We start from the raw sequence: 26065 nt of genomic DNA, 5'->3' as shown, positions 1-26065 counted from the left end.
CGTGTGTCTTGCCATGAGTTGATCCAGTAGGGCGCCGACGTCGGGCCAGCGGTCGACAGGGTTAAACCGCGTCTAGAGTGACATGCGTCATCTTCATTCTGCGTTCGGCTTTGGAGATGTCCTCGACCTCGGTGAGACGCGGTTTAAAATTTTATATTTTTTAATGTTTTAAACCGCGCCGACTCCAACGGTCGTCACGTCTGCCGGGGCCGATCCTATCCAAAAACATCGCATACCGCACCGGGCGCGGTTTAAGTGCGTTCCGGTCGGGAGGCGGCGGCGGGCGGGCGCAGGCTCTTCTCGACCCCCGCCATCGCCTGCTCGACCAGCTCGTCGAAGCGTCGTGCGGCCTCCGCGCCGTCGTAGGTCGTCCAGCGCGCGATCATGTCCCAGCGCAGGACGTAGATGACGACGGCCTCGAAATCGAGATAGTGCCCGTCGCTGCAGCTCTCCAAGTGATTCCACACCGCACCGAGCAGCAGGCGCTCGAGATCGACGGTGGCGCCGCGGGCGAGCAGACGCTCGGCCTCGGGCAGCCAGGGAAAGGCGCGCTCGAGACCGAAGGCGGGCTCGTTCCAGTGCTGCATGATCCGGCTCGTCCAGCGGCCGAAGCCCCGGCGGCGGTCGCGCGGGGCGGACTCGCCGCGGTGCCGCCGCCGCAGGGCGGCGACCAGGGTGCGCATCTCGAGACGCCAGGTCACCAGATCGTGGATGAATGGATTCGTGATCCCGTCGATCACCTGCTTGGCTCGGACCACCGACTGTGCGTCGGTCCGGTCGGGCTCCTGTTGCGCCCATTCGAGCAGCCGTCTGGCCTGGCGCAGACAGTCCGCCTCGACCGGATCCAGCAAGGCGAGACGCTGGTTCAGTCGGATGCGCGACAAGGGGGTCTGCTTGGCACCGAAGAGCGGGCCGTGATACGGCAACGCGCTCAGGAGCATCGCGTAACGGTCGGAGTGCGCCACTGTCGTCTCGTGTCCTTACTTCACCATGCCTTCGAGGATGGCCCGAAAGCGCGGTTGCAGATGCGCGAGCAGGGTGGCGGCGACCGTCTCGTCGGTCAGGTCGATGTGCACGTCCTTGCCCTTGAGTGCGAGCCGAATGCCCTTGCCGTCCGTTCCGGCGGCGACCCCGAAGGTCACGCCATCGGCCAGGATGTTGCCCGCCAAGGAGAGGACGAAATGCGACAAGGATCCTTCGCGCAGCTCCAGCGGGTTGCGACGCAGCTCCTCCGGGCTCACCAGCGCCTTCGGCAACTGGACCTCGACGGCCTGTCCGGCGTCGATCCCGGCCTCCGCGCGTGCCTTTGCGGCCACCTCGAGAATCAATCGCTCGAGGAATGCCTCCTGCTCGATCTTGGCGGCGATCAGCCGTTTGACCTCGTCACTGAAGCGATCGGCGAGGTCGGCCTTGAGCCGCAGCACGGTGTCGCGCATGGCGATCCGCAGCGCCTCTTCGCCGCCCTTGCGCAGCGCATCGACCTCTTGTTGGATCGCCTCGCGGATCGCCTTAGCGCGGTTCTCGGCCTCGCGAACGATGCGGGCGGCCTCGCGGCGCGCCTCCGCCTCGATCCGCTGCGCCTCGGCTTGACCGGTCTGCACGCCCTCGTCGCGCAGCCGCTCGATCAACGCCTCGACCCCGGACGATGCAAGGCCCTTGAGTGCGCCCTTGTCTTCTGTGGTCATGGTGTCGCGCCCCTCGCTGCTCGTGCGGCTCATCCGGGGATCCCGCCGGCCAATACCAGCGCGAACACGAAGGCGAACACGGCGAAACCCTCCACGATGGCGGCCGGCGCCAACGACAGACCGAAGATCTCGGGCTTGGTCTTGCTCGCATGAATCGCCGAGGCGCACGCCTGACCCTGACGCATCGCCGAGAAGAGCAGCGCGAGACCCGAGAGCAGACCGATGCCGAAGAGCGCCGGTGCGGTCACGGGCGTGACGTCGCGCTGCAGGCTGAACATGATGACGATGCCGTAGATGACCTGCGAGGAGGGCATCACCGAGACGCCGATGTAACGTCCGTAGCCGGAATCGGTGTCGACCATGGCACCGATCGCCGCCTGCCCGGCCACGGAGCAGCCGATGACGCTGCCGATCGCACCCAGGGCCATGGGAGAGAAGAGCCCGGCCCAGCCCAGCGCAACCACAAATTCATTCATTCGCGCAACTCCGTCCGTTTAAAGGGTTTGAAGGGGTAGCCTTCGCCGGCCAGGGCCCAGTTGTAGAATTCGATGAAGTTGAGCCGCAGCCCGTGGACCACGCCGCTCATGAGCGCGAGCATCAGGTTGAGCGTGTGACCGGCCAGGAGGATGAGGATGGCGAGCAGCAGTCCCAGGCCCGGCAGCTCGGTCGCCACATCGCGCGCCAAGCCGTTGAAGGTCATGGCCATCGAGGCGGAGGCCAGCCCGAGCGCGAAGAGTCGCAGATAGGAGAGCACGTCCCCGAACACCTGCGTCACCCGCACCAGGTTGCTCAGTCCGTCGAAGCCGCGCAGGGCGAGCGCCTTCACACCATCCACACGGCGATCGCTGCCGAGGAGCAGGACCACGGCGAGCCCGAGGCCCATCAGGACCTGTGCCGAGAGGATCACCCACTCGGGCGCGCCGACATCGCCCGCAATCCAGAGCGTAAAGCCGCCCAGCATCACGGCGATCCAGCCGATCGCCACACGCCCCGCGGCGCGGCCGCGTTGAGCGCCCGCCATCTCGAGATTGGCGAGGATCAGGTGGACCACGCCGATCCCGACCGACAGCCGCATCATGACCTCGAAATCGTTGATATCCAGCAGATGCAGATGTCCGGGGAGGCTGTCCGGCCGGGGTGCGAAACCGAAATAACTGCCGACCAGGACGCCCCACACCACGGACGTGCCGACCAGGGCCGCGGCCAGGATGCGCAGGCGCCCGCCGAGCTCGCTGCTGCCGATCTTGCGCCAATAGGCCAGCAAGAGGACACCCAGGAGGGCGGCGTAGCCGGCATCCGAAAGGATCATCGCGAAGAAGGCCGCGAAGGAGAAAAACAGCACGCGCGAGGGATCCCAGGAGTCGTAGGCCGGCATCTGGTAGAAGGCCACCAGGTCCTGGCCGGCGGCGATGGGGCCGGGGTTGTCGAGCAGGGTCGGGGGTGCGTCGTCCGGTCCGGGCGCCTCCATCAGGAGTGCCAGGCCCTGTTGCTCGGCGAGCGCCTGGACCGGCGCGACCGCGTCCTCGGGCGCCCAGCCCTGCACCAGAAAGAGCGACTCCTCGTCGCGCGTCTGCGCCTGCGCATGGCGAAGCTGCGCCGCGTCCTCGGCTTGGGCGAGATGTGTCGAGATGAGATAGATCCAGCGGGTCAAGGCAACGTGCTCGGCCTGGATCTCTTCGAGCTCCAGCTCGGCCGCTTCGAGACGGCGGCGGACCTCGGAGAGACTCAGGGCCCCGGCCAGGGTGCGCGGCACCGGCAGGGCATCGCGGAGCGGCTCGTCCGGGTGGATCACCACGACCCAGGATTGACGGTTGTCGCGATGCACCACCTGCCAGGGCAGCTCGAGCGTGGCAAGCTGCGCCGTCTGGCGCTGCGGCACGATGTAGAACCAAAACTTGCGCCCGGCCAGATCCTGCTTGGGCGGCAGGGTGAAATCGCCCCAGGGCTCGAGCTCGGCGATGCGCTCGACCAAGGCATCGCGACGGTCGCTCGTATCGCGCAGGCGTTGCTGATTCTCCAGCACGGCCGCGATGGTGCCGGGCAGATCGAAGCCCGCCGGGTCACGCACCTGACGACGCTTCTCGCGCCTATCCTGCAAGTAACGCAGGGCCTGCAGCGCCTCGACGGCGTGGCTGGCCGGCTCCTTCTCGGGCTCTCTGGGCGCCGGTCGCAACGGGATCAGGTGCAGGCAGCCGAGCGTTTGGAGCCGCTCGAGCACGGCGTCCTTGTCCGTTGCAAGACCGGCCAAGGTCAGGCGCGTCAGACGTTGGATGCTCATGCCGAGGCCTCTCTGAGTCGTTTGCCCTTCGCGATCTTCGAGCGGACGATCGCCGCGCGTTCGGTGTCGGAGAGGTGGACGCGAATCCGCTTGATGTTCTCGCGCGTACGCGGGATCAACACCTTATCGAACAGATTCACCCGCTGCGTCACCTTGCGCACCGCTTCATCGAGCAACAGGAGACGCCGATCGTGCAGCGCCAGTTGCGCTTGAAGCGTCAGCATCTCGGAGAGCGCATCGACCAAGACGTCTACCCAATGGGGTTTGCTCAAGAAGCCGTAGTCGCGTTTGACGAGATCGAGCCCTTCGAGCACGGGCAGCCGCGTTCCGAGCAGGTTTTCCTCGCCGAGGCGTGCGCCGCGCACCTGCACCAGGTCGGCCAGCGCGATCTCGCGATTGGCGAGCATGGGCAGGTTCTCGGTCACGCGCGCGCGCAGTGCCGCGATCTTGCGATGGGTCTCCGCTTGGGCCAGGACCTCTTTGGCGCGCTCGGTCATGATCTGTTTGCGCTTCAGATCGAGCGAGGGCAGGTAGCGCTCGTAGGTCTGCAGCGCACGGTTCTGCTTGGCGAGCGAGGACTTGCTGAGACTGACGCGTGACATGCGATGGCCTGTCCCGCGTCAAGCCGCCGCTTGGATCGGCTCGTCCTCATCGAGCGTCGGGAGGTACTTGTCGATCAGGTTCTCCTTCATCAGCAGCTCGTCGCGATCGAAACATTCGGCCAGGGTTTGCCAGCAGAGATCCAAGCCCTTCTCCAGCGGAATGCTCACATCGATGTCCATGAAGCGCTCCCGGAAGAGGTTGCCGAACCTGATCAGGCGGATGTCGAATTCGGACAGATCGAAGGCCATCGCCTGTTTCTGCTCGGCATCGCGGGCACCCGAGTAGAAGCGGATCATGGTGTTCATGATCTGGCTGTGGTCCTCGCGCGTGACCTTGCCGATCACGTGCTGCTTCAGGCGCGAGAGCGAGCCGAAGGGGTCGAGCATGCCGTCGTGGAGATAGAATTGGCCTTCCGTGATGTAGCCGGTGTTGTCCGGGACCGGGTGCGTCACGTCGCCACCCGGCATGGTGGTCACGGTGAGGATGGTGAGCGAGCCGCCGTCCTTGAAGTCGGCGGCCTTCTCGTAACGTCGTGCAAGCTGGGAATACAGATCGCCCATGTAGCCGCGATTGGACGGCACGGCCTCCATCGCGATACCCACCTCCTTCATGGCGTCGGCATAGGCGGTCATGTCGCTCAGCAGGACGAGGACACGCTTGCCCTCCTCGACCGCGAACCGCTCCGCGACCGCAAGGGCCATATCGGGAACCAACAGGCGCTCGACCACGGGGTCGGACGCGAGGTTCACGAACATGACGGTGCGGGCGAACACGCCCGCATCCTCGAAGCGACGCAGAAAGAAGTGATAGTCGTCGAAGATCAGACCGAGCCCGCCGAAGACGACGATGTCCGCATCCGCCTGGATGCCGATGCGCGCGAGCAGCGCGTTGTAGGGCTCGCCGGCGACCGAGAAGATCGGGATCTTCTGACTCTCCACCAGAGAGTTGAAGATGTCGATCATGGGGACGTCGGTGCGCACCATCTTGGAGGCGAGCGAGCGTCGCGCCGGGTTTGCCGAGGGACCGTCGATCTCGATCTTGGGGTCTTGAGTCAGCGCCGGGCCGGTATCGAACGGGGTGCCGTCGCCGCGAAAGACGCGACCCAGGACGTTCGGAGAGTAGGTCACCCGCATCGGATGGCCGAGGAATCGGACCGACGCCTGCGTGGAGAGCCCCTTGGTCCCGGAAAAGACCTGAAGCGACACCAGCTCGCCTTCGAGCCTGATCACGCGCGCCATCGATTTGAAACCGCTCGGGTCCTCGACCCATCCCAGGTCGCCGAACGCGACACGTTGGCCTTGCTCGGACACCGGGGGCGGAACCAGGACCTTGAGCAGGTCGCCGACGATCTCGACGACCTTCGAGTAGCGCACGAGCGTATGGGACATCGGACGTGTTTCCCCAGGTGTTTGGGTGCCTGTTTCAGGTCACGGAAGTCGCGCGACTGTGAATCCTCGGATCCCGAGTCTATGCGGCGCTCTTTCGAGGATCAAATTAAACTCGATGTGCGGAGCCTGCCCGTCAAGATTCACGCAACGCCGTCGTCACCGGAAGCCTCGCAGCGCGGAGTGCCGGAAAGATGCCCCCGATGAATCCGATACCGAGCGCCCATTGCAGGCCGCGGATCAGAAGCTCCGGAGTCACCTGGAACTGGAAGACTACCTGACTGAAGTTCGATCCCAATGTCGAGACCGTGAAGCCGTGAAACAAGGCCCAGGCGATCCCGGCCCCGAGGATTCCGCCGGCACAGGCCAAGGCCATGGTTTCGAGCATGACCGCAACGACGACCGGCAGTCCGGTAAATCCCAGCGCGCGCAGGGTGGCGATCTCGCGCGCGCGACTCGCGACCGCCGCATACATGGTGTTGAGCGCACCGAAGACCGCCCCGAGCGCCATCATGACGGCGACCCCGATGCCGACCGCCCGGATCACCCGGGTGAGACGCTCCGACTGTTTGCCGTAATAGGCGCGCGTGGTCTCCACTTCGACCCTCAAGCGCGGGTCGGCGCTCAGGGCCGCGCGCAGGCGCTCGATCGCCGCCGGCTCGGTCAACCGCACGGCGACGGATTGAAAGCCGTTGCTCCGGTAGGCCGCGGCGATGGACTCGGCGTCTCCCCAGACCTCCGACTCGTGCGTATCGCCCGAGGCGAAGACGCCGACGATGCGCCAGTCCTGGTTGTTGAGGACGATGCTGTCGCCGATCTCGACCCCGCTGAATTGTTGCAGCGCGCCCTGACCGACGATCAGCTCGCGCAGTCCCGGTCGGAAGCGGCGGCCCTCGACGATCCGAACCTGCGGACGGACCAGCCAGGCGGCCGGGCCGACCCCTCGAACCTCGAGATTCGCATCCGTCCCCGTCGTTCGCTTCGGGACGCTGGCCACGACCACCACCTCGGCCGCTGCAATGGGGCGGTCGTTCGCGTCGCGCTTGATGCCCGGGGCCTGGATGATCAGCGTCGTGGAGGGACGATCGAGCGCCGATGAGAGTTCGGCGTTGGCCGCGGCGCGCAGCACCAGGGCCGTGTCGTCGCTGCCCGCACCCGTGAGCGTCGCCTCGAAACCCGTTGCCATCGCCTGCAAGGCGACCAGCACCCCGACCACCCCGGCGATACCGACCACCACGACCGAGGTCGCCCCGAGACGCTCGGGTACCGTGCTCAGCCCGACCCGGGCGACGGCGAGCGCCTGCCGCCCGGTTCGCGTCAGCACCAGCCAGCCGACGAAGACCAGCGCGAGCGCGATCACGAGCGTCGGGGCCAGGATCCAGATCCCGAAGAAGGCTGCAACGGCGAGTCCCGCAGCGACCGTCGGCAAGGTCGACCGCAGTTGAGCCAGGGCAACGCCCGACGCCGTCGGTCGCTCGCTCATCGGCCCGCCAACGCATCGACGATCCCCAGGCGCATCGCCTTGAGCGCCGGCGGCAGTCCGACCAGGATGCCGATGGTCGCCATCAGCCCGAGCCCCAGCAGCCAGCTCTCCGGACGCATCGCCACATCGAGCTGCCCGGAGCTGGCCTCGCCGATGACCGGAAGGGCCAAAGTGGCGAGCACGAGCCCGATCAGACCCCCGAGCAGAAGCAGCACGAGCGCCTCGGCCATGACGAGAAGCAGGACTGCACGGTTGGTGAACCCCAGTGTCTTGAGCACCGCCAGCTCGGGAATCCGCTCGCGGATGGATTGCGCCATGGTGTTGCCGGTGAGCAGCACCAGTGTAAAGAACACCGCAGCCATGATGGCCGTGACGATGAGTCCGATGTCGCCGATCTGTTTCGCGAAGGAGAGCTGGAACTCGCGTTCGCTCTGGGTGCGAGTCTCGAAGGCGGAATTGGCGAACTGGCGGTCGATCGCCTGCGCGACCCGGTCGGCCTGCGACGCATCCTCGACCCGCACGATGTACCAGCCGACCGTGCCTTGCCCGATCTCGCGCCCTTCATCGAAGTAGGTATGGTGAAACAACATCTGCTTCTCGGAGGCGCGAAGCTCCGGCTGGGCGGCCTCGAAGATGCCCACCAGGTCGAAGGTCCAGACCTCTCCGCCGTCGCGATTGGGGTAGATGGTCGGGCGCAAGGGGATCCTGTCGCCGACCTTCCATCCGTGCAGGTCCGCGAGCGCCTGCCCGGCGATTGCCCCGGTACGCGTCTTGAGGAAGGCTTGGCGCTGCGCCTGCGGCAGGACCAGCTCCGGATACATGTCCAGATAGCTTTGGGGCTCGACCGGGAAATTCGGGAAGAAGTTCTTCGGATCCTGATAGATGCCCCCGAACCAGCTTGCATGGGTAACCGCCTTCACGCCGGGCGTCGACTGGATCCGGGCCAGATCCGCATAGCGCAAGGGCTGGATCAGCGAGAGGCGCGAGGAGGTGATGAGCCGATCGATCCCGATCACGCTCTGAGGCGCGTTGAACGCCACCCGCACCGCATCCAGCATTCCGAACAGCGCAAAGGCCGCCGCCACCGAAAGCAGCGTGAGCAACGTGCGCGTCTTCTTGCGCATGAGAGCAGCGAAGAGAAGAGGGAGATATTTCATCGCGAGGAGACCCTCCGGCCACCAGCCACCGACCAACAGAAGTCGAGAGCAACGCGTAGGATGGGTAGAGCGCAGCGAAACCCATCCTCCCCGCTCCGACGTCCCGATTCCCGCTCCCGTAGAGCGCAGCGAAACCCATCCTCCCCGCTCCGACGCACCGATTCCCGCTCCCGTAGAGCGCAGCGAAACCCATCCTCCCCGCTCCGACGCCCCGATTCCCGCTCCCGTAGAGCGTAGCGAAACCCATCCTTCACGCTCCGATCTCAGCCTGCTCGACCAGAATCCCCTTATCCAAATGAAGGACACGTCGCGCAAACTCGGCCGCTTTCGGGTCGTGTGTCACCATGATCATGGTCTTGCCGTATTCGCGGTTGAGCCGTTGCAGGAGGGTGAGCACCTCCTCGGCCGAGTGGCGGTCGAGATCCCCCGTGGGCTCGTCGCAAACCAAAAGCGTCGGATCCGACACGATCGCCCGTGCGATGGCGACGCGCTGCTGCTGACCGCCGGAGAGCTCGTTCGGCTTGTGCGATGCGCGGTCGGCGAGTCCGACCAGATCGAGCGCGATCGCCGCGTTGCGCCTGCGCCGTGCCGCGGACAGCCGGGTCAGCAAGAGCGGCAGCTCGACGTTCTTCTGTGCCGAGAGCGCCGGCAGGAGATTGTAAAACTGGAAGACGAAGCCGACATGCGCCGCCCGCCAGCGTGCCAGCTCGGTCGAGGACATGCGGTCGATCCGATGTCCGGCGACGCTCAAAGAGCCTTCGGTCGGCAGATCCAGCCCGGCGATCATGTTGAGCAGCGTGCTCTTGCCCGATCCGGACGGCCCCATCAAGGCGAGAAAATCGCCCTCCGGGATATCCAGGTCGACATGATGCAGGACCTCGATGCGTTGTCGGCCGCGCTCGTAGACCTTGCTGACGCCGCGGATCGCGACCAAGGGTTCTGGGCTACCGGGCTCGGGGCTCGCGATGATGTCGGACATGGGTTCGGGCCGGCGATTCAATCCGATCTGTTCGGCGTCACGGCGTTTCGGCCCCGCCGCTCGGCGACACCCGCATGCCGTCGGCCAATGCGAGAGGCGGATCGCGCACGACGCGCTCGCCCGCGCTCAGGCCCTGCGCGACGAGGCGTCGATCGCCGATCTCTTCGCCGGGGGTCACCTGCCGTTCGCGGACATGATCGCCGTCCAGGACGAAGACAATGCTGCCGTCGTCATGGCCCCGGATCGCGCCCGCGGGGATCAGCACCCCATCGGTCGCGCCGTCCGAGACCTCCGTATCGTCCCGAAGAAAGGACACCCGCACGCCCATCTCCGGGATCAGACGCGGGTCCTTCGCGGAGATCCGGATCCGCACCCGCACCGTCGCCTTGCTGCGGTCCGCGGTGGGGATGATCGCGATCACCGATGCCGGGATCGTCCAATCCGGGTAGGCGTCGAGGACCGCCTGCACCGGTTGATCGGGTCTGACGCGATTGATGAACGCCTCGTTGACGTCGACCTCGATCTCGAGCGAATCCATATCCACGATGGTCCCGATGCCGGTGCGGGTGAAGCCGCCGCCGGCCGACATGGGCGAGACGATCTCGCCGGGCTGGGCGGCCTTCGCGACGATCACGCCGGCGAAGGGCGCGCGCACGACCGTGTTGTCGTAGGCGACCTGCGCGACCTCGACCTCGGCCTCGGACACCCGAACCTGACTGCGCTGCGCCTCGAGCTGGGCCGAGAGGGTCTCGACCTGCGTGGCGGCGGTTTCGAGCGCCTCCTCCGAGGCCAGCTTGCGCGCGCGCAGCTCCGTCTGGCGTTTGAGCCCCCGTCGGTTCTGCTCGAGTTGAACCTGGATCTCGCCGAGCCGGGCTTGGGCCGCGGCCAGGCGTGCCCGAGCGAGATCGAGCTGTGCCTTCGCGTCGGTGTCGTCGAGACGTGCAAGCAGCTGATCCGCTTCGACCTCGACACCTTCCTCGATCAACACCTCGGCGAGCTTGCCCGAGATCTTGCTCGACACCGTCGCTTGGCGGCGGGCGATCACATAGCCGGTCGCATCCAGGACGGCCGTCGGACCCGCGGTCGGTGCCTGCGCGATCACGACATCCACCGGGATCGGGCTTTCGGAGAACACATAGTAGGCCGCGCCGCCGAGCGCACCGGCCGCGAGGATGGCGAGAACGAGCCAAAGCCCGCGATGGCCGCCACCGTCACGGTCGGCGCGATCGATGTGAAGCTCTTTGAGAGGGTCTTGCTCCGACATGAGTCCGTCCAAAAAGGGATGGTGCCCGGGGCGGGACTCGAACCCGCATAGGTTTCCCTGAGGGATTTTAAGTCCCTTGCGTCTACCAATTTCGCCACCCGGGCGCGGCGTGAGGCTTACGGTTGTCGGATGAGTCCGCCGATCGGTGCGTCGTTCGATCCTTGTTGCGACAAGGGGCGACAAGGGGCGACACCATCCGAGTCGACGACCGACGAAGAGTTCCGGGAAGGGTACCTGCGGGGGTTGATGATGGAGGCTGAGCCCGGAATCGAACCGGGGTGCACGGCTTTGCAGGCCGCTGCATGACCACTCTGCCACTCAGCCCGAGCCGGGAAGTATAGTCGTGCTGCACCTGGTTGTCACGGTCTTGCGGCGGCCGAGAAAACGCATGCGCACGTGGGGCGATGACGACGACAAGGAATTTTGCGTTGCGTCGAATCGCGAAAACATGTTAGCTTTCCGCTTCTTTCTACCCCGAAGCACGACCTCCGAATTCTAGGGATTCCGCCATGTCCAAGGTATGCCAGGTCACCGGTAAGCGCCCGATTACCGGCAATAACGTCTCGCACGCGAACAACAGAACGAAGCGGCGTTTTCTGCCCAATCTCCACGACCACCGGTTTTGGGTCGAGAGCGAGAAGCGCTGGGTCAAGCTGCGGGTCTCCACAAAGGGCATGCGCATCATCGACAAGCGCGGTATCGACACCGTGCTTGGCGAGATCCGTGCACGCGGCGATAAGGTCTAACCGGAGGGCACACCATGGCCAAGGCAGCACGCGATAAGATCCGGCTCAATTCCAGTGCCGGTACCGGTCATTTCTACACGACCACCAAGAACAAACGCAACCAGCCTGGCAAGATGGAGATCAAGAAGTTCGATCCCGTCGTCCGCCAGCACGTCATGTATAAGGAAGGCAAGATCAAGTAGCGCCTTCCATCGCCGCCGAGCCTTCGACGCTTATCGCGTCGCAGCGCCCGTGTCGGCACTTGAGAACAAGCCCGCGCAAGCGGGTTTTTTTTGGAGTCGCGTTCGGCGTGGAATGGCCTGCCCGATCTTCCTGGCTCCCACGCTCCAGCGTCGCATCCGCAACACGGGCCGCCGGAGCGGCCGGACGGCGTTCCCACGCTGGAGCGTGGGAACGAGGGGCTGAACCCCACTAACCGAAGCGCAAGTCATCGCGAACGCTTGACGCGGAGCGTCGGGAGAGACGTGACACCGCGGGAGCGGTGTCACGAGCAGGAGCGCCAGCCGGAGGCATCCACACTGGCGGTCTTCAGACTGCTGGCGAGCGGCCCGCGCTTGATCTCGCCGGTGAAGGTCTCCATGCCGCAATCGGCGTACAATCCCCCGTCGGGTCTCGAGACACACCGTCGGCGTAGGCGGTATCCGTCACGCGGATCGCGCTGCCTCGGCGAACGACATGACACGCACTGATCCCGACCCCGGCGTCCCTTACTCACGACTGTTCACTCACCACTCACCACTTCCCCCCATGACCCCTGAATTCTGGCTCGACCGTTGGCAGCATGGCGAGATCGGCTGGCATCTCCCCGAGATCAACGTGCATCTCCAAGAGTTCTGGCCCGGTCTCGGACTCGTACCCGAGACCCTGGTCTTCGTCCCGCTCTGCGGCAAGACACTCGACCTTCTCTGGCTCGCCAGCCGGGGCCACGGTGTCGTCGGGGTGGAGATCAGCGAGCTGGGCGTGCAGGAGCTCTTCGCCGACAACGGCCTGGAACCGCGCGTGACGGAGACACCGCCGTTTCGCACCTACGCGGTCGACGAGCTGCGGGTGCTCGTCGGCGACTACTTCGATCTCACGCCTGCACATTTGGAAGGCGTCGGCGCCGTCTTCGATCGCGCCTCGCTGATCGCCCTCCCCCCGCAGATGCGCCCGGCCTACGCCGAGCACTTCAAAACCATTGTGCCCGCGACCGCAAAGAGCCTCCTGATCACGCTCGACTACGATCAGGCCGAGATGTCCGGCCCGCCCTTCTCGGTCGGTCGCGACGAGGTCCAAACGCGTTTCGCGGACCGTTACAGCATCGAGCCGCTGGCGAGTTTCGACGTGATCGACGAGTCACCGAACTTTCGCCGACGCGGCCTCACCGCGCTCGCCGAGCACGTGTGGAAGCTGGAGCCTCGCCCCTGAGACGCCGCAAGACGACCCTCGCGGCCCGGTGACCGAGACGTCCGAGTCCCGTCGGGGCAGACTGAGCCGGCCGACCACCGGCAGGCAGGGTATTTTGGCCACGACTGAATGGAAGGACGACGAAAACCATGCTGACAGGTGACATCCGTAACCAGGTCGATCAAATCTGGAATGCCTTCTGGTCCGGCAGGGTCTCCAACCCGCTCTCGGTGATCGAGCAGATCACCTACCCGCTGTTCATCAAGCGCCTCGATGACCTGCATACCTTGGAGGAGAACAAGTCGCAGACACTCGGCATCCCGATGGATCGGCGGATCTTCCCGCTGGGCAAGGACGACAAAGGCTGCGTCTACGAGGACATGCTCGGCAAGATCGCCTCTGCCGGGCAGAACGGTCAGTTCCGCACCCCGCGCCACTTCATCCAGCTCATGGTCGAGATGGTCGAGCCAACGCCTGATGATGTGATGTGCGACCCGGCCGCCGGGACATTCGGCTTCCCGGTCGCCGTCGGGGAGTCCGTCAACAGCCGGTCGTGGTGTTGTCCGCGGATCAGCCAGTCGGCGCCGCTCTCGGGGCACGGCGCCTCGACGAACACATCGTCGATGTCGCCTTCGCGATCGGCGATGTCGACCGGACGCGTCTCAATGCCAGCGTGCGATCAAGGCGTTCCACAACCGCGACTCCGCCGCGCCGGCGCGGGCTTGCTTCTCCAAGTGTTCCCCGCGTCTGCGGGGATAACCGCGTGGTGCGTGGGCACGAAGCGCCGGTGTTCCCCGAGGGCAAGCAGCGCCAACCCGACCCCCTCGCGCGGTCGATGTCCTTTCCTCGCCCCGGCGGCAGGTCGTCCGGCCTCCCGGACCTCGGAGCTTTGAGCCATGTTTCTCGATCCTTTCCACGCGGCCGAAGACGGCCTGCTACGTATCTCCGCGCCGCAAGGCCGCGCCTTCGCCAAGGAGGTCGCGGGTGACTTCAATCCGATCCACGATGCGACGAATCCGCGCTTCTGTGTCCCCGGCGATCTCCTCTTTGCACTTGTCCTCGCCCGATGTGGTCTTGCGCATCGGATGACCTTTCGCTTCACCGGAATGGTCGGAGCGGATGCCGCATTGAACGTCATTCAGAGCGGCGCCGGCGTCGTGGTCGAGACGGCCGACGGCAAGCCCTGTCTCGAGGTCGAGCGTTCGGGACAGGTGACCCGGGATTTGATCATGATTGAATCGCTGGTGCGCCGCTACGTGGCCTTTTCGGGTCGGAATTTTCCGCACATCCTGGTGCCGCTCATGGAGCAGCAGGGTGTGATGATCAACCCGGATCGGCCCCTGGTGATCTATGACCGGATGTCGCTCGAGCTGGACCGATTGGACTGCCCTGACGTGGACATTGCGCTGGAATCGACCGAGCTGGAGGTGAAGGGCAAGCGCGGCGAGGCCCGACTCGGGTTCCGCCTGACTGCCGCCGGGGAGCCGGTCGGACAGGGCGCGAAGACCCTCATCCTGAGCGGCTTGCGGGCCTACGAGCCCGAGGCGTTACGGGGGTTGGTCGAGCGCTATGCCGGGTGGAAGGCAGCCAGTCTCGCTGGCGTCTGACCGCCTTATGGCTCGCGGAGCAGGCCATCCGTCTGCTCGAAGACCGCGCCGCGCACGGCGTCGATGTCGCTGCGGCGCGCCGGTTCCTGACTCGTCGTCTCCCCCTGCGGCAGCGCCTTCAACCAATCCAGAGGCGCCGGACGACCAGTCATGCCGGAATTGCCGTGAAAGCCTTCCGAATGGGTGGTCAAGAATCGCCCGATGAGCAGCGGGCTGGATGGGTCGAGAACGCGTGTCAATCTTCATCTCCGAGAAACAGCCCCGCGCGCTCCGGTCTATCCCGGTTTGATTCGGACGGAATGATGTTTTGCCTGCCCCCGACATGCACCCAACCCCGGACCTCATTCCAGTCCGATTGCGATCCCGATCAGTCGCCGAATCTCGATGAGTTGCGCGTCAGTGATGTGGGAGGGCGTCGCGCCAATCCACTAGGACGATCTGACCCGCCGTCGCCTTTTCCGAAGGATTCACCGGGGCTCGCCGTCGGTGGTGGGAGTCCCCCAATCGGCGTAAAAGGACTGCCCTTCGGGCGACGAAGCGACAAAGGCCCCGACGGCGCGGCTTTGCGCCCGAATGCGCTCGCGCCGAAGACGCCTCGCCTCGTTCGCGGCCAACTCGCGCACATAGGTCGCCAGTCCGATGCCCCGCGACTTCGCAGCATCTTCCAGCGTCGTTTGGGTGTCATCATCCAAGCGGATGGATAACGGGTGACCCATCACCAAGCTCCAGAGTGAGGACTACGAGTCGTTAATACATGCCAGGACTACAGTCTAAACCGCGCCCAGTGCGGTATGCGATGTTTTTGGATGGGATCGGCCCCGGAGGATTTCAGAACCGCTGGAGCCGGCGCGGTTTAAAGTATTAAAAAATATAAAATTTTAAACCGCGCCCCCCGCTAAGGGTCGTGGATTCACCAAACTTCGAACTCACTCGAAAGTTAGCATCTCGCTCTGGACGCGGTTTAGCACTACTGATGGACCGAAGTGGCAAGGTGGAAGGCTCCATGACCTGGGCGCGGTTTAGGCTAACGAAGGAGCATTTCGGATTAAGTCGCGCGTTTCTATATGCTGAGCGGTACCGCGAGACTATTCTTCAGGGCGAAAGCTGCCCCCGCCGGAACCCAAGCTGGATCGGAACCTGGGCGTCAGCCCCATGACCGTCAGCCGGGCAGTGAGACGTCACGACGGTGTCCTCGGAGATCTCGCCCCGCCACTCTGACCCGATCGGCGGATGCGTTACATGGTGACCCTGGCGTCTCCTCTGCGTTGAATGAAAACTCGGGAGATGGGCCGATGACCTTCGGAAGACGTGTGCTGCACATTACGCTTTGGGGCCTGGGTGGCCTGCTGGTGCTTGGGCTGGCGGGCATCCTCTGGCTGCGGCAGAGCCCCTACTGGGCCGGATTCACCCTGTTCGCCGAGCCCCATCGGGTCGAGAACTTCCGCGCAATGGACCGCATCTTCCCATCCCGTCCGGTGCCGCGCAACGGCAGCGTCCGGGCCTTCGATGCCGACCCGCGCCCCTTGCCCGCCACCTACCGCTACGACGGCGCCGAGCGGGACCTCGCGGCCTTTCTCGACCGCACGGTGACGACCGGGATAGTCGTTGTTCACCGTGGCGCGATCACCCATGAGGCCTATCACCTGGGCGCCGACGGGACCTCGCCCTTCACCTCCTGGTCGGTAGCGAAGTCGGTCGTGTCAGCACTGATCGGCATCGCCGTGGAGGAAGGCCGAATCGCGTCCATCCGCGACCCGATCAGCGCCTACGTACCGGCGTTGGCCGACTCGGCGTATGGCGACGTGCCGATCGAGGACGCGCTCACAATGTCTTCGGGCGTGGCCTTCGACGAGGGCTACGACAACCCGTTCTCGGACATCAACATGGTGTTCATCCGCGCGATGGCGCTGCGCGAGCCGGTGGAGCAGACGCTGGCGCGCCTCAAACGGGCACGCCTGCCCGGCACCTTCAACGACTACGTCAGCGCCGACACGATGGCGCTGGGCCTGGTGCTGAAGTCCGTCACCGGGATGCCGCTGGCCGACTATCTGGCCGCTCGACTGTGGGGGCCGATGGGCGCCGAGGCTTCGGCGTCCTGGAGCACCGATCTGCTGGGGCGCGAGTTTGCATTGTGCTGCGTCAACGCAACGCTGCGCGACTGGGCGCGCTTCGGGCGACTGTACCTTGAGGGTGGCGCGCGCGAGGATCGGCAGATCGTGCCGGCGGCCTGGGTCGCGGCCTCGGTGAACCTAGGCGCACCGCACCTGCAGCCCGGCGAGAACCCTGCTTCGAGCTGGATGTTTGGCTACGGCTACAAGTGGTGGATCCCGGAAGACCCGCAGGGCGACTTCCTCGCGATCGGGGTTTGGGGCCAATACGTCTACATCGACCCGGTACGCGAGAGACCATCGGACCTGGAAGCCACACAACAACCTCGCCAGTCGGAGCGACGTCATGCCCGAACCCAAAAATGTCCTCGGAGAGCCCCTGGAAACCTATTCGATGGAGTCGCCCGCCGGCTTCGCCCACGGCGGCAACGCCGAGACGGCGCTGCAGGCGATCGGCTCGCACGCCGTCGGCGACCGGGCGGACCTGAAATGCCACCCGGTGGACCTCTCCTGATGTTGGTCTTGATGCCGGAGGGCGTGTTTCGGCGAGGCTTTCAGCTGGCGCTCTGGGGTTGCGTCCTGGTGGTGGCCTGGCTTGCGTTCGCGCCGTTCACCGAGCCCGCTGGCTTCTCGTGGGACAAGGCCAACCACGTGCTGGCCTTCTGCGTCGTGCTCTATATCGGCCTGCGCGCGTGGGTCGGCTGGCGCCTCCAACGCCCGCGCGTGCCGAGCCGCAGCCGGCCATGATGCCGGGGCTGAGCGTCACTGGGCAGGTGGGTGTCCTGGCGCTCCAGTAGGTCGCACCGGCAATCCTTGCGGATCATCGGGTCGGCATCGAGGGCCGGCTCGGGAGCATCCTCCCGGGCGGGCAGTCCACGGCGGGCGCGATCGCGAGTGGGTTGGGCGGCTCACCGATGTGGTTGAGAGTCCGCTCGATGGGGGTATTGGGGATGAACGCAACGCTCGGTTCGGCGTCCGTTACCAGTCACATTTCGACCATTGCCGATCGGAGGACCAATGTCGGTTCCGGGGCGTGACCGGTCACTCGCGGCCTCTCCGGCACTGGCCGATTGTAGGACTTTGCCTGCACTCGGCTTTCGTCGTGCAGTGCGGCGACTGTGGTGGCCATTTCAATCCGGCCGCTTCTTGAATCGCAGCGAGGCGATGAGCAGTCCGACGAACATGAAGCCCGACAGCAGGATCGACGGCAACAGGATGAAGACGGTCATCTGCATCGCCTGCAGTTGATTGCCGGCGATGGTCGAGAGGACCAGCCCGAGGGCGAGACTGGCGCCGATGAAGGCGAGTGTCGCGACCGCCAACGCCGGGAGTGAGCCCTGCAGCGGCACGCCGAAGATCAGGTGGCCGAGCAGCAGGATGATGGTGGTCTGCACCAGACCGATCCCGATGTACGGGACGATCTTGCCCAGCATCAGCTCGAGCGGGCGCACCGGCGTGTTGATCAGCATCTCCATGTTGCCGCGCTCGCGCTCGCGCACGATCGCCGCCGAGGTGAACATCACCATCGTCATGGTCAGGATCACGGCGACCAGGCCGGGCACGATGTTGATCGCGGTGCGCTGCTCCGGGTTGAAGAAGAGTGCCACGGCGAAGGTCGGCGTCGTGCGGTTGGCGGGGCGTCGCAGCAGCTCGGTGAGCGGCATCGCACTCAGACCCTTGATGGCGCCGGCGATCACGGTGTCCGAGCCGTCGACGATCCACTGTGCAACCGGCCGGCTGGTCTGCTCGTCGGTCGAAGGCGGGGTCGCCAACCCGGCGCCGACGCTGCCGCTGCGGGCGACGCGTTGGCTCAGATCCGGCGGGATGATGAATGCGGCGCGCACCCGGCCCTCGACGATTGCCTCCTGCGCCGCGGTGATGTCGAGCGTGCGCTCGGTGAAACGCACCACCTGGGTCGCCTCGACCGCCTGGGTCAGCACCCGGCTGAGGCCGGTGTTGGCCTGATCCACCAGCGCGGCAGGGATATCACGCACATTGGTGTTGATCGCGTAGCCGAACAGGATCAGCTGAATCAGCGGAATCATGATGACCATGCCCAGGGTGGTGCGGTCGCGCCGCAGCTGGGTCAGCTCCTTGGACAGGATCGCAAGGATGCGCCGGGCCGATTGCAGCACGGCGCTCATGGTTGCCGGCTCCCGACATGGGTCCCGGTGCTGGTGACGAAGACGTCTTCCAAGCTTGGACGCGCCGGCTCCAGGGCGGTGGGCGTCGGCTGCAGCGATTGCGTGCGCAGCCAGGCGACCGGGTCGGCGATGCGATCGGCCACCAACACGCGCAGTCGGCTGCCGAGCTGCGCGGCCGAGATGACCTCCGGCAGCGCCGAGAGCTGCAGCTTGAGCGCGCGCAGGTCGGGGGCCTCGACCTCGACCACCCGGGCACCCATGCCGGCCATCAGCTCGGCCGGCGAGCCATCGGCGCGTTTGTGCCCGGACGCCATGATCGCGAGCCGATGACAGCGTTCGGCCTCGTCCATGTAGTGGGTCGAGACCAGGATGCTGGCGCCGGCGTCGACCAAGTCGAACAGGCGTTCCCAGAAATCGCGACGGTTCTCGGGATCGACGGCCGAGGTCGGCTCATCGAGGAACAGCAACGCGGGTTCATGGATGGTCGCCGCGGCCAGCGCCAGGCGCTGCCGCTGGCCGCCGCTCATGCGCCCGGCACGCCGGCTGCGCAGCGGCTCCAGCGCGTAGGTCGAGAGCAATGCGGAAATGCGCTGGCGTGCCGTGCGATGCCCGAGGCCATAGATCTCGGCGACGAAACCGAGGTTCTCGGCAACGCTCAGGTCGTCGTAGAGCGAGAACCTCTGGGTCATGTAGCCGATCCGGCGCTTGAGCCGCTCGGCGTCGCGCGGGAGCTGATGGCCGAGCACGCTCACCGTGCCGGCGGATGGCGTCAGCAGTCCGGTCAACATCCGCAGGGTGGTGGTCTTGCCGCAGCCGTTGGGGCCGAGAAAGCCATAGATGGTACGCGGAGCGACCGTCAGATCCAATGCATCGACGGCGGTCAGGTCGCCGAACCGGCGCGTCAGTCCACGCGCATCGATGACCGGCTCGGTCACGGCATTTCGACCTGTGCGGGCACGCCGTTCGGGAGCATGGCGGCGCTGTCCGGAAGCTCGACCTGCGCCAGGTACATGAGCCGGGCGCGGTCGCTGGCATTCAAGGCGTAGTAGGGGGTGAAGGCCGGGTCGGAGCTGATCCAGCGCACGGTGCCGTCAAAGGTCCGATCCAGTCCATCGACGTGCACCTTGAGCGTATCGCCCTTGTTGATCTTGACCCGATAGGGCTCGGGGACGTACACCCGGGCATAGGGCGCCTTGCCGGCGAGGATGATGGCCACGGGGCTGCCGACCGTGACGCGCTCGCCGAGGTTCCAGGGCAGACTGTCGAGCACGCCGTCGCGGGTGGCGACGATGCGAAGCTCCGCCAGCAAGGCCTGTTGATAGGCCAGCGCGGCCTCGTCCGCACTCAGCTCGGCCTCGGCTTGGGCGATCTGCTCCGGGCGCGTGCCCGCGAGCAATTCGTCGAGGTTCTCCTTGGCCTCGTCCAGCCGCGCGCTGCTGACTGTCCGAGAGCTGGACCAAGAGGGTGCCTTTGGTGACCGGCGAACCCTCGGCCACGGGCAGGTCGACGACCAGTTGGGCGACGGTGGCGGTGAGTGCGACGCGATCCCGCTCCAGGGTCCCGAGCGCGAGCGGTCGTTCGGTGTCCAGGCAGCCCGTGAGCAGGACAGCAGCCATGATGGCGAATCGGATCCTGAGCCTGCACATGCGTCGGACGCCTCTTGAGCATGCGGATGCTGTCGTTGCGACGGGGCGGGTCAAGCCGCTCCGGTGGACCGCAAATGCGAGGCTAGAGTGGCGCTGAGCTCCGGTCAAGTACAGGGATGGCGAAGCCAGCTCACGGCAGCGCGCTCGTGGTCCGGCTGTCTGCGCATCGGTTCCGGGTCGCGCGCTCGCGAGTCGACCCGGCGGGCCGCCGCCCCGCCCTCGATCGCGATCTCGACAGGTGCAACACGCGCGGGGATCATCGGCGCCGACGGCTCGCCCCTGCATGGCGCGGCCGCGCGATGTTGATCGTCGTCGTGGACACTGCGGCCTGCGCGGTTCCGCTTGCCGCACTGCTGCTGGCGTACGTTCTGCTTGCGCGTCCCGTCTGGTTCCGCGGTAGGTGGCGTGCGCTGTCGCCTCGCCGTGTGGCGGGTGTCGCCATCCGGGTCCACCGGGAGACCGGGCGATCCGAGCGGCGGCCCCGGGCGGCCGGCGTGCAACTCTGACCGTGGAGCGAACCGGGTATACGGCATGCGATCCCGGGGAACGGGACGTCGTGGGTGTCATCGGTTGTGGCACCGGCACTCCGGTGCGGAGCTCGGACAGTCTGCGAACGGTTCGCGGCAGACCGTTTACGACCCGGACCGGCCACCGAGCCGAGCCAGCCGACCGATCGCTGGGCCCCATGACCGGTCACGCAACTCTGGTGCCGATCAGGAAGAACTCGGCCAACTCCGGACCCTCAGCCGGCACCGATGAGCGGCCGCAATGACCTATCCAGCGGACGTCGGTCGTCCGCGGCCGATCTTGACACCAGAACCACCTGCTGTGGTCCTAACCGCGATAATCCGGCCCTTGGTTGTCGTTCGTTTCTTCGAACTGAACAGCGAGGGGTCACTGCCGCGAGCTTCCTGTCGACTCGGGGCCGAGCGTTCAAGCGATTGCCTGAATCCCCTTCTTCTCGATGACGGTGAGAAGCCGAAGCGCTGGCCCGCCGGGACGCTTGACCCCTCGCTCCCAGTCCGAGACCAAGTTCTTGCTGACATTGAGGTAACGTGCAAAGACCGGCTGAGAAAGATGCTCGCGCTCGCGCAGGGCGCGGATGGCCTCGGGAGAGAGGGGTTCGACCGGCGTCAGGCAAACGTCATCGAACTCGCGCATGGTCTGCTTGCCGATGGCACCCACCTCCCGGAGGGCTTCCATGGTTTCGTGGATCGAGGCCATCGCGTCGCTACGATACTGTTTAGCCATCGTGTTCAACCTCCGAGAATTGCCCGTTTCGGATCAGCGCAGAGAGTTGCTCGTCCGTCAGCTCGAGGACGTGCCGGGCCGCCTTCTTGAAAGCTGCTTCTTCCTCGTCGCTGATGTTGGCCTGCTGGTTCTTGGCGAATCCATAGACGAAAAAGGCACGATGCCTCTGGCGGTACAAGATCAGGGTCCGATAGCCTCCGGAGCGCCCTTGCCCTGGGCGCGCCACACGCTGCTTAATGACCCCGCCGCCGAGATCGGCATCGATGAGGCCCTGCTCCGCTCGAAGGACGGCGTCGCGCAACATCCCGTCCCGGATCTTCTGCTTGCGCGCGAAGCGCTCGAACCAAGCGTTCTTGAAGATCCTCACGTGCCCTTGCGCTCCGGTTCGATGTCATACCTAGTGTTATATCACAAAGTCATAGGGAATCTGGTGATCTATGACCGGATGTCGCTCGAGCTGGACCGATTGGACTGCCCTGACGTGGACATTGCTCTGGAATCGACCGAGCTGGAGATGAAGGGCAAGCCTCGGGCTGCAATCCATGTCGGGCAGGGCGATGCAGCCTTCGATCATCAACATGATCTACTGCCAGGTGCTCGGCAGCGTGGAGCTGCGGGCGATCATGGGGCTTTGAGGGCGCGCGGTCATGCGCTCGCGCGGGCCTCGTCATCTCATTGCAGCGAGGACACGAGGATGAACCCGACACGCGCCCGGATCGGCGACGCCCTGATCCTGATCCTGCTGGGGTGCTGCATGGCGAGTCACGCGGCGACGCCGGCCACGCGCGAGACGATCACCACCCCGCCGCCCGGCAGCCCGGAGCGGGGCGCGATCCTGGATGCGTTGCGCGCGGAGCTGACGCACCTGACGGGGCCGGCGCGAACGCGGTGCGCGAGGGTGCGCCCGACGCGACGGCGGACGGATGCAGACGGCAGGGTCGGCGGCACCGGTGCTGCGCCTGAATGGAGCCACGCCCGCGGCCTCTCGAACCGGCCGGTCAGCGCTCCACCGTGACCCCGCGCCAGAAGGCGATATGCTCGGCGATGCGTGCGGCCGAGGGTTTCGGGTCGGGATAGCGCCAGGCGGCGTCGACGTTGCAGTCGTTGCCGACCAGGATATGGTAATAGTGCGCCTCGCCTTTCTTCGGGCAGACGGTCCGCCGCTCGCTGACTTCCAGCAGATCCTGTCGGACCGCTGCGATCGGAAAATAGACATGGCCATCCATCTCCTCGACCTGCTCGCTCTCGGCGATCACACAATCCTTCCACACTGCTTTCACCATGGTGCATGCCCTCGAGGGTTGGTTGCTGCTCCGGGGTGACCCGGTCGAGCGGAGGAGTCGCGAGGACGCGCCGCCCCGGACGTGGTCAATCCCTGACGGCCCGCGGCCTCTTCCAGGTATAGACAGCCGTCACCGCATAGTTCCAAACCGCACCGACCAGGATCCCGGCGAGCGCCGAGAGGAACCAGCCGGAGTGGCCGCCTTGGAAGAGATAGTTGGCGATGCCGACGTTGGCCAGGGCGCCGACGCTGCAGGCGGCGACGAAGGAGAGCCAGCCCCAGATCAGCTGCCGGCCGCGCAAACGCATGTCGCGGTAGGTCAGGATGTTGTTCAAAAAGAAGTTGCTGGTCATGGCGACCAGCGTCGCGGCGGCCTGACTGATCAGGAAGGCGCCTGTCCCGAGCAGGGTCAACATGGGCCAGAGCACGGCCATGTGCACGAAGACACCGAGCCCGCCGATGGCCGAGAAGGCGATGAAGCGCACCGGGATGACCGGGCCGATCAGCTTCTGGGTCAGCATCAGCAGATATTCCCAGAGGACCGCGTTGTCGAGCTTGCTGCTGCCGGCCTCGCGCGCGCGGAAGGTAAACGGCAGCTCGCGAAAGCGCAGGGGATGTTCGGCTTCGGCGAAGATGTCGAGCAAGATCTTGAAACCGACCCCGCTGAGTCGCCGCACGCACCCCTGGACGACCGACGCACGCACCAGAAAGAACCCGCTCATCGGGTCCTGCAGATCCGCATGGATCAGGTACTGGCCGATCCGGGTCGCAAACCGGCTCATGGATTGCCGACGGGCATTCCAGTCCCCCATGCCCCCGCCGGAGACGTAGCGGCTGCCGACCACGATGTCCAGGTTGTCCGCCTTGATGACCTCGAGCATCCGGGGCAAGAGGGTCTCGTCGTGTTGGAGGTCACCGTCCATCACCGCCAGAAAGGGCGCCGCGCTCGACATCATGCCTTCGATACAGGCCGACGACAGCCCGCGTCGGCCGATACGCTGCACCAGCCTGACACGCGAATCCTGTCGTGCGATCGCGCGGACTCGGTCCGAGGTCCCGTCGGGCGAGTCGTCGTCGACGAAAACCAGCTCCCAGTCGATCCCCTGCAGCACCGCATCGACCCGGCGGACGACCTCGTCCACCATGTCCGCTTCTTGATAGGTCGGGACGATAACGGCCAACTCGGGTGGACGGCAGTTGTGCTGGGGCATCGGCTGATCGGAGATCCTGTTGGCCATGAGCGGAGGTTCGATTCGTTGCGGGAAGGAACGTGCGGGGCGCGCCTTTGAAGTAGACTGCCGCGCGCGGCTGCGGACGCCGCAACGGTGACGAGACGGCAGACCTAGGCTCCGAAAAGCCCTTATTCTAACGCGATCGCGTTCCCGCCATCTCGACCGCGACCGATCGCGGCCCGGATCGGATCCGCCGAATCTGCCGAATCACACCACGCAGCGAGTCACGAGACCATGGAAACGACCCGAGGCATCGATACACCCCGTCAGGCGTGGGGCCTCTTGCTCGCCCTGATCGCGGCCATGACCGCCTGGCGGCTGGGCGTCGCCGCGCTCCTGCCGGTCACGCAGGACGAGGCCTATTACTTCGACTGGGCCCGCAGCCTCGCCTGGGGCTATTTCGATCATCCGCCGGGTGTAGCACTGCTCGGCATCGGCACCTGGCTCGCCCCGGGGTCCGCGCTCGCCGCGCGTGCGGGGACACTGATCGCCAGTGCACTGACGCTGCTTGTCCTCGCACGCTTCTTCCGCAACTGCGGACTCACGGCGCCGCGCGATCTGGCCGTGGCGCTGGTGCTGGTCTTCGCGACCATCCCCGGATTCGCCGGCGGCGTCATCACCACGCCCGACACGGTGCTGGGCCTGGCCTGGGCGCTGGCCCTGCACGAGAGCGAGCGCGCGCTTGCCGGCCAGCGTCGACGTTGGCTCAGCGCCGGTGCAGCGGTCGGTCTCGGTCTGCTGGGGAAATACACCATGGTCCTGATCGGGCCGGTGCTGCTCTTGGCCATCCTCTTCAGCGACCCGCGCGCGCTGCGCACGCGCTGGCCTTACCTCGGCGGACTCGTCGCGCTCCTGGTCTTCGCGCCGAACATCCTCTGGAACCAGCAGAACGAGTGGCTGACCATGCGCTTTCAGTTCGGCCACGGCTTCTCGACCGAGGTCGGCGACCTGCCGGTCGGCGCCCCCGGCGCCATCGCGCACGTCGGCCCCCAATCGATCGGCGAGCGACTGGGCAGTCTCTCGGGTTATCTCGGCACCCAGCTCGCGTTTTGGGGACTGATCGCCATTCCCCTACTCCTTGCGCCTTTCATCAACCGGGCGCGACGTAACAAGCCGAGCCAGGAGATGGCCGGGGCACTCGTCGGCCACGCCAAACCTCTGCTGTGGGCCGCAACCCTTTTCCCCTTAGGCTTCTTCGCCCTGGTCGCGACCGGCAGCGAGGTGGAGCCGAATTGGCCGGCCGTCTATCTCATGTCCGCGGCGCCCTTGGCGGCGTTGCTGCTGCGCAATCTGCGTCCCTGGGTCATCGCGGCCGCTCTGGGCAATCTGCTGCTTCTGAGTTTCTACGCGTTCCATGCGGCGACCGCAGCACTGCCGCTCGGAGACAGTCAGAATCGCGTCCTGCGCGAGACCCATGGATTCCGAGAGTTGGCCGAGATCGTCGGCAGGCTCGAGGAGCCCGTCTATGCCGACCGGTATCAAACCACGGCGATGCTGCGTTTTTACGCGCCGGACTTGGACACCACGACCCAATGGCCCGGCCTGACCCGACCCTCCGAGTATCTGCGCGGCCGGATCGCACCGCGACTGGATCCGGAGTCCGTCGATTCGCCCTTCTGGCTCGTCTCCGGATTCGGCGCACCGCCGGCTATCGCGGGTTTTCGCGCGGATACCCACCGTAGGCTCTTCGATTGCGCCGGGCAGCCGCTGAGCAAAGCCGCGGAGGCGCCCTGCGCGCGTCCGCTGCACACCTGGAATCTGTATCGGTACCTTCCGGAGGGGTGAGGCAAACGGTCGGGAAAGGTTCACGACGGACCTTCGAGCCGGCG

The 26065-nt window shown here is 65.8% G+C and carries 29 protein-coding genes and 2 tRNA genes; 10 read left to right on the top strand and 21 right to left on the bottom strand.

Annotated elements, in window-relative coordinates; genetic code table 11:
- Positions 1-251 precede the first annotated feature (251 nt).
- The 12 genes from KFB96_RS23065 to KFB96_RS23010 all read right to left on the bottom strand — a co-directional run bounded on the left by KFB96_RS23065 (position 252) and on the right by KFB96_RS23010 (position 11158).
- On the bottom strand, positions 252-965 hold the full coding sequence (locus tag KFB96_RS23065; RefSeq protein WP_213456423.1) for a DUF2764 family protein: 714 nt from the start codon (positions 963-965) through the stop codon (positions 252-254).
- Between the two features lie 15 nt (positions 966-980).
- A complete protein-coding gene (locus tag KFB96_RS23060; RefSeq protein WP_300970836.1) occupies positions 981-1718 on the bottom strand; it encodes a hypothetical protein in 738 nt (245 codons plus the stop codon).
- Positions 1715-2161 (bottom strand): ATP synthase subunit C, encoded by a 447-nt coding sequence (locus KFB96_RS23055; RefSeq protein WP_213456425.1) that lies wholly within the window; start codon positions 2159-2161, stop codon positions 1715-1717. Before KFB96_RS23055 ends, KFB96_RS23060 begins: the two co-directional genes overlap by 4 nt.
- Positions 2158-3963 (bottom strand): V-type ATPase 116kDa subunit family protein, encoded by a 1806-nt coding sequence (locus tag KFB96_RS23050; RefSeq protein WP_213456427.1) that lies wholly within the window; start codon positions 3961-3963, stop codon positions 2158-2160. The genes KFB96_RS23055 and KFB96_RS23050 overlap by 4 nt, the downstream gene beginning before the upstream one ends.
- Positions 3960-4565, bottom strand: coding sequence for a V-type ATP synthase subunit D (locus tag KFB96_RS23045; protein WP_213456429.1), 606 nt, complete (start codon positions 4563-4565; stop codon positions 3960-3962). Before KFB96_RS23045 ends, KFB96_RS23050 begins: the two co-directional genes overlap by 4 nt.
- Positions 4566-4583: 18 nt before the next feature.
- Positions 4584-5954 (bottom strand): V-type ATP synthase subunit B, encoded by a 1371-nt coding sequence (locus tag KFB96_RS23040; protein ID WP_213456431.1) that lies wholly within the window; start codon positions 5952-5954, stop codon positions 4584-4586.
- 133 nt (positions 5955-6087) lie between these two features.
- Complete coding sequence (locus tag KFB96_RS23035; protein WP_213456432.1) at positions 6088-7434, bottom strand: ABC transporter permease; 1347 nt, start codon at positions 7432-7434, stop codon at positions 6088-6090.
- Positions 7431-8591: an ABC transporter permease gene (locus tag KFB96_RS23030; RefSeq protein ID WP_213456434.1), complete on the bottom strand. Its 1161-nt coding sequence runs from the start codon at positions 8589-8591 to the stop codon at positions 7431-7433. The genes KFB96_RS23035 and KFB96_RS23030 overlap by 4 nt, the downstream gene beginning before the upstream one ends.
- 250 nt (positions 8592-8841) lie before the next feature.
- A complete protein-coding gene (locus tag KFB96_RS23025; protein ID WP_213456436.1) occupies positions 8842-9570 on the bottom strand; it encodes an ABC transporter ATP-binding protein in 729 nt (242 codons plus the stop codon).
- Between the two features lie 37 nt (positions 9571-9607).
- Positions 9608-10834 (bottom strand): efflux RND transporter periplasmic adaptor subunit, encoded by a 1227-nt coding sequence (locus KFB96_RS23020; RefSeq protein WP_213456438.1) that lies wholly within the window; start codon positions 10832-10834, stop codon positions 9608-9610.
- 19 nt (positions 10835-10853) lie between these two features.
- Positions 10854-10938: transfer RNA gene (locus KFB96_RS23015), tRNA-Leu, on the bottom strand.
- Between the two features lie 146 nt (positions 10939-11084).
- Positions 11085-11158, bottom strand: a tRNA-Cys gene (locus KFB96_RS23010).
- A gap of 185 nt (positions 11159-11343) precedes the next feature.
- Between KFB96_RS23010 and rpmB the strand changes: the two genes are divergently transcribed.
- From rpmB to KFB96_RS22985, 5 genes are all read left to right on the top strand, one after another.
- The gene (gene rpmB / locus KFB96_RS23005; protein WP_213456440.1) at positions 11344-11580 is read left to right on the top strand and encodes a 50S ribosomal protein L28; all 237 of its coding nucleotides are present in this window, start codon (positions 11344-11346) and stop codon (positions 11578-11580) included.
- Between the two features lie 14 nt (positions 11581-11594).
- Positions 11595-11762: a 50S ribosomal protein L33 gene (rpmG, locus tag KFB96_RS23000; RefSeq protein ID WP_093034499.1), complete on the top strand. Its 168-nt coding sequence runs from the start codon at positions 11595-11597 to the stop codon at positions 11760-11762.
- A gap of 565 nt (positions 11763-12327) precedes the next feature.
- Positions 12328-12987, top strand: coding sequence for a thiopurine S-methyltransferase (tmpT, locus tag KFB96_RS22995; protein ID WP_213456442.1), 660 nt, complete (start codon positions 12328-12330; stop codon positions 12985-12987).
- Positions 12988-13115: 128 nt separating this feature from the next.
- Positions 13116-13859 carry an N-6 DNA methylase gene (locus KFB96_RS22990; protein ID WP_213456444.1) on the top strand — a complete coding sequence of 248 codons (744 nt, stop codon included), beginning with the start codon at positions 13116-13118 and terminating at the stop codon, positions 13857-13859.
- 3 nt (positions 13860-13862) lie between these two features.
- Positions 13863-14573 (top strand): DUF3581 family protein, encoded by a 711-nt coding sequence (locus tag KFB96_RS22985; RefSeq protein WP_213456446.1) that lies wholly within the window; start codon positions 13863-13865, stop codon positions 14571-14573.
- A gap of 5 nt (positions 14574-14578) precedes the next feature.
- Here KFB96_RS22985 and KFB96_RS22980 read toward each other — a convergent pair whose 3' ends face one another.
- Both KFB96_RS22980 and KFB96_RS22975 read right to left on the bottom strand, forming a co-directional pair.
- Entirely contained in the window at positions 14579-14812 is a 234-nt protein-coding gene (locus KFB96_RS22980; protein ID WP_213456447.1) for a hypothetical protein, read from the bottom strand.
- A 228-nt stretch (positions 14813-15040) separates the two neighbouring features.
- Entirely contained in the window at positions 15041-15289 is a 249-nt protein-coding gene (locus KFB96_RS22975) for a hypothetical protein (protein WP_213456449.1), read from the bottom strand.
- 576 nt (positions 15290-15865) lie between these two features.
- Here KFB96_RS22975 and KFB96_RS22970 point away from each other — a divergent pair.
- A complete protein-coding gene (locus KFB96_RS22970; RefSeq protein ID WP_213456451.1) occupies positions 15866-17428 on the top strand; it encodes a serine hydrolase in 1563 nt (520 codons plus the stop codon).
- Positions 17429-17811: 383 nt separating this feature from the next.
- Here KFB96_RS22970 and KFB96_RS22965 read toward each other — a convergent pair whose 3' ends face one another.
- The 3 genes from KFB96_RS22965 to KFB96_RS22955 are packed head-to-tail and all read right to left on the bottom strand — an operon-like array spanning position 17812 to position 20221.
- Complete coding sequence (locus tag KFB96_RS22965) at positions 17812-18825, bottom strand: ABC transporter permease (RefSeq protein ID WP_213456453.1); 1014 nt, start codon at positions 18823-18825, stop codon at positions 17812-17814.
- On the bottom strand, positions 18822-19760 hold the full coding sequence (locus KFB96_RS22960) for an ABC transporter ATP-binding protein (RefSeq protein WP_213456455.1): 939 nt from the start codon (positions 19758-19760) through the stop codon (positions 18822-18824). The genes KFB96_RS22965 and KFB96_RS22960 overlap by 4 nt, the downstream gene beginning before the upstream one ends.
- The gene (locus KFB96_RS22955; RefSeq protein WP_300970828.1) at positions 19757-20221 is read right to left on the bottom strand and encodes an HlyD family efflux transporter periplasmic adaptor subunit; all 465 of its coding nucleotides are present in this window, start codon (positions 20219-20221) and stop codon (positions 19757-19759) included. Before KFB96_RS22955 ends, KFB96_RS22960 begins: the two co-directional genes overlap by 4 nt.
- Positions 20222-20237: 16 nt before the next feature.
- Here KFB96_RS22955 and KFB96_RS27175 point away from each other — a divergent pair, with 16 nt between their 5' ends.
- Together KFB96_RS27175 and KFB96_RS22950 are read left to right on the top strand one after the other, a co-directional pair.
- The gene (locus KFB96_RS27175; protein ID WP_300970826.1) at positions 20238-20489 is read left to right on the top strand and encodes a hypothetical protein; all 252 of its coding nucleotides are present in this window, start codon (positions 20238-20240) and stop codon (positions 20487-20489) included.
- Between the two features lie 98 nt (positions 20490-20587).
- On the top strand, positions 20588-20977 hold the full coding sequence (locus KFB96_RS22950) for a hypothetical protein (protein ID WP_213456457.1): 390 nt from the start codon (positions 20588-20590) through the stop codon (positions 20975-20977).
- A gap of 427 nt (positions 20978-21404) precedes the next feature.
- Here the strand turns inward: KFB96_RS22950 and KFB96_RS22945 are convergent, their stop codons facing one another.
- Positions 21405-21722: a DNA-binding transcriptional regulator gene (locus tag KFB96_RS22945; RefSeq protein ID WP_213456459.1), complete on the bottom strand. Its 318-nt coding sequence runs from the start codon at positions 21720-21722 to the stop codon at positions 21405-21407.
- Complete coding sequence (locus KFB96_RS22940) at positions 21715-22089, bottom strand: type II toxin-antitoxin system RelE/ParE family toxin (RefSeq protein WP_213456461.1); 375 nt, start codon at positions 22087-22089, stop codon at positions 21715-21717. The genes KFB96_RS22945 and KFB96_RS22940 overlap by 8 nt, the downstream gene beginning before the upstream one ends.
- A gap of 327 nt (positions 22090-22416) precedes the next feature.
- Between KFB96_RS22940 and KFB96_RS22935 the strand changes: the two genes are divergently transcribed.
- On the top strand, positions 22417-22737 hold the full coding sequence (locus KFB96_RS22935; protein WP_213466024.1) for a hypothetical protein: 321 nt from the start codon (positions 22417-22419) through the stop codon (positions 22735-22737).
- Here the strand turns inward: KFB96_RS22935 and KFB96_RS22930 are convergent.
- Both KFB96_RS22930 and KFB96_RS22925 read right to left on the bottom strand, forming a co-directional pair.
- On the bottom strand, positions 22721-23005 hold the full coding sequence (locus tag KFB96_RS22930) for a DUF427 domain-containing protein (protein ID WP_213456463.1): 285 nt from the start codon (positions 23003-23005) through the stop codon (positions 22721-22723). The genes KFB96_RS22935 and KFB96_RS22930 overlap by 17 nt on opposite strands.
- A gap of 85 nt (positions 23006-23090) precedes the next feature.
- Complete coding sequence (locus tag KFB96_RS22925) at positions 23091-24242, bottom strand: glycosyltransferase family 2 protein (RefSeq protein WP_213456465.1); 1152 nt, start codon at positions 24240-24242, stop codon at positions 23091-23093.
- A 228-nt stretch (positions 24243-24470) separates the two neighbouring features.
- Here KFB96_RS22925 and KFB96_RS22920 point away from each other — a divergent pair, with 228 nt between their 5' ends.
- On the top strand, positions 24471-26021 hold the full coding sequence (locus KFB96_RS22920; RefSeq protein WP_213456467.1) for a glycosyltransferase family 39 protein: 1551 nt from the start codon (positions 24471-24473) through the stop codon (positions 26019-26021).
- Positions 26022-26065 lie beyond the last annotated feature (44 nt).

This window comes from Thiocapsa sp. (genome assembly GCF_018399035.1).
Taxonomy (GTDB): domain Bacteria; phylum Pseudomonadota; class Gammaproteobacteria; order Chromatiales; family Chromatiaceae; genus Thiocapsa.
Note: the sequence above shows the minus strand (reverse complement) of the source record. Positions and strands in the feature narration are given on the sequence as shown.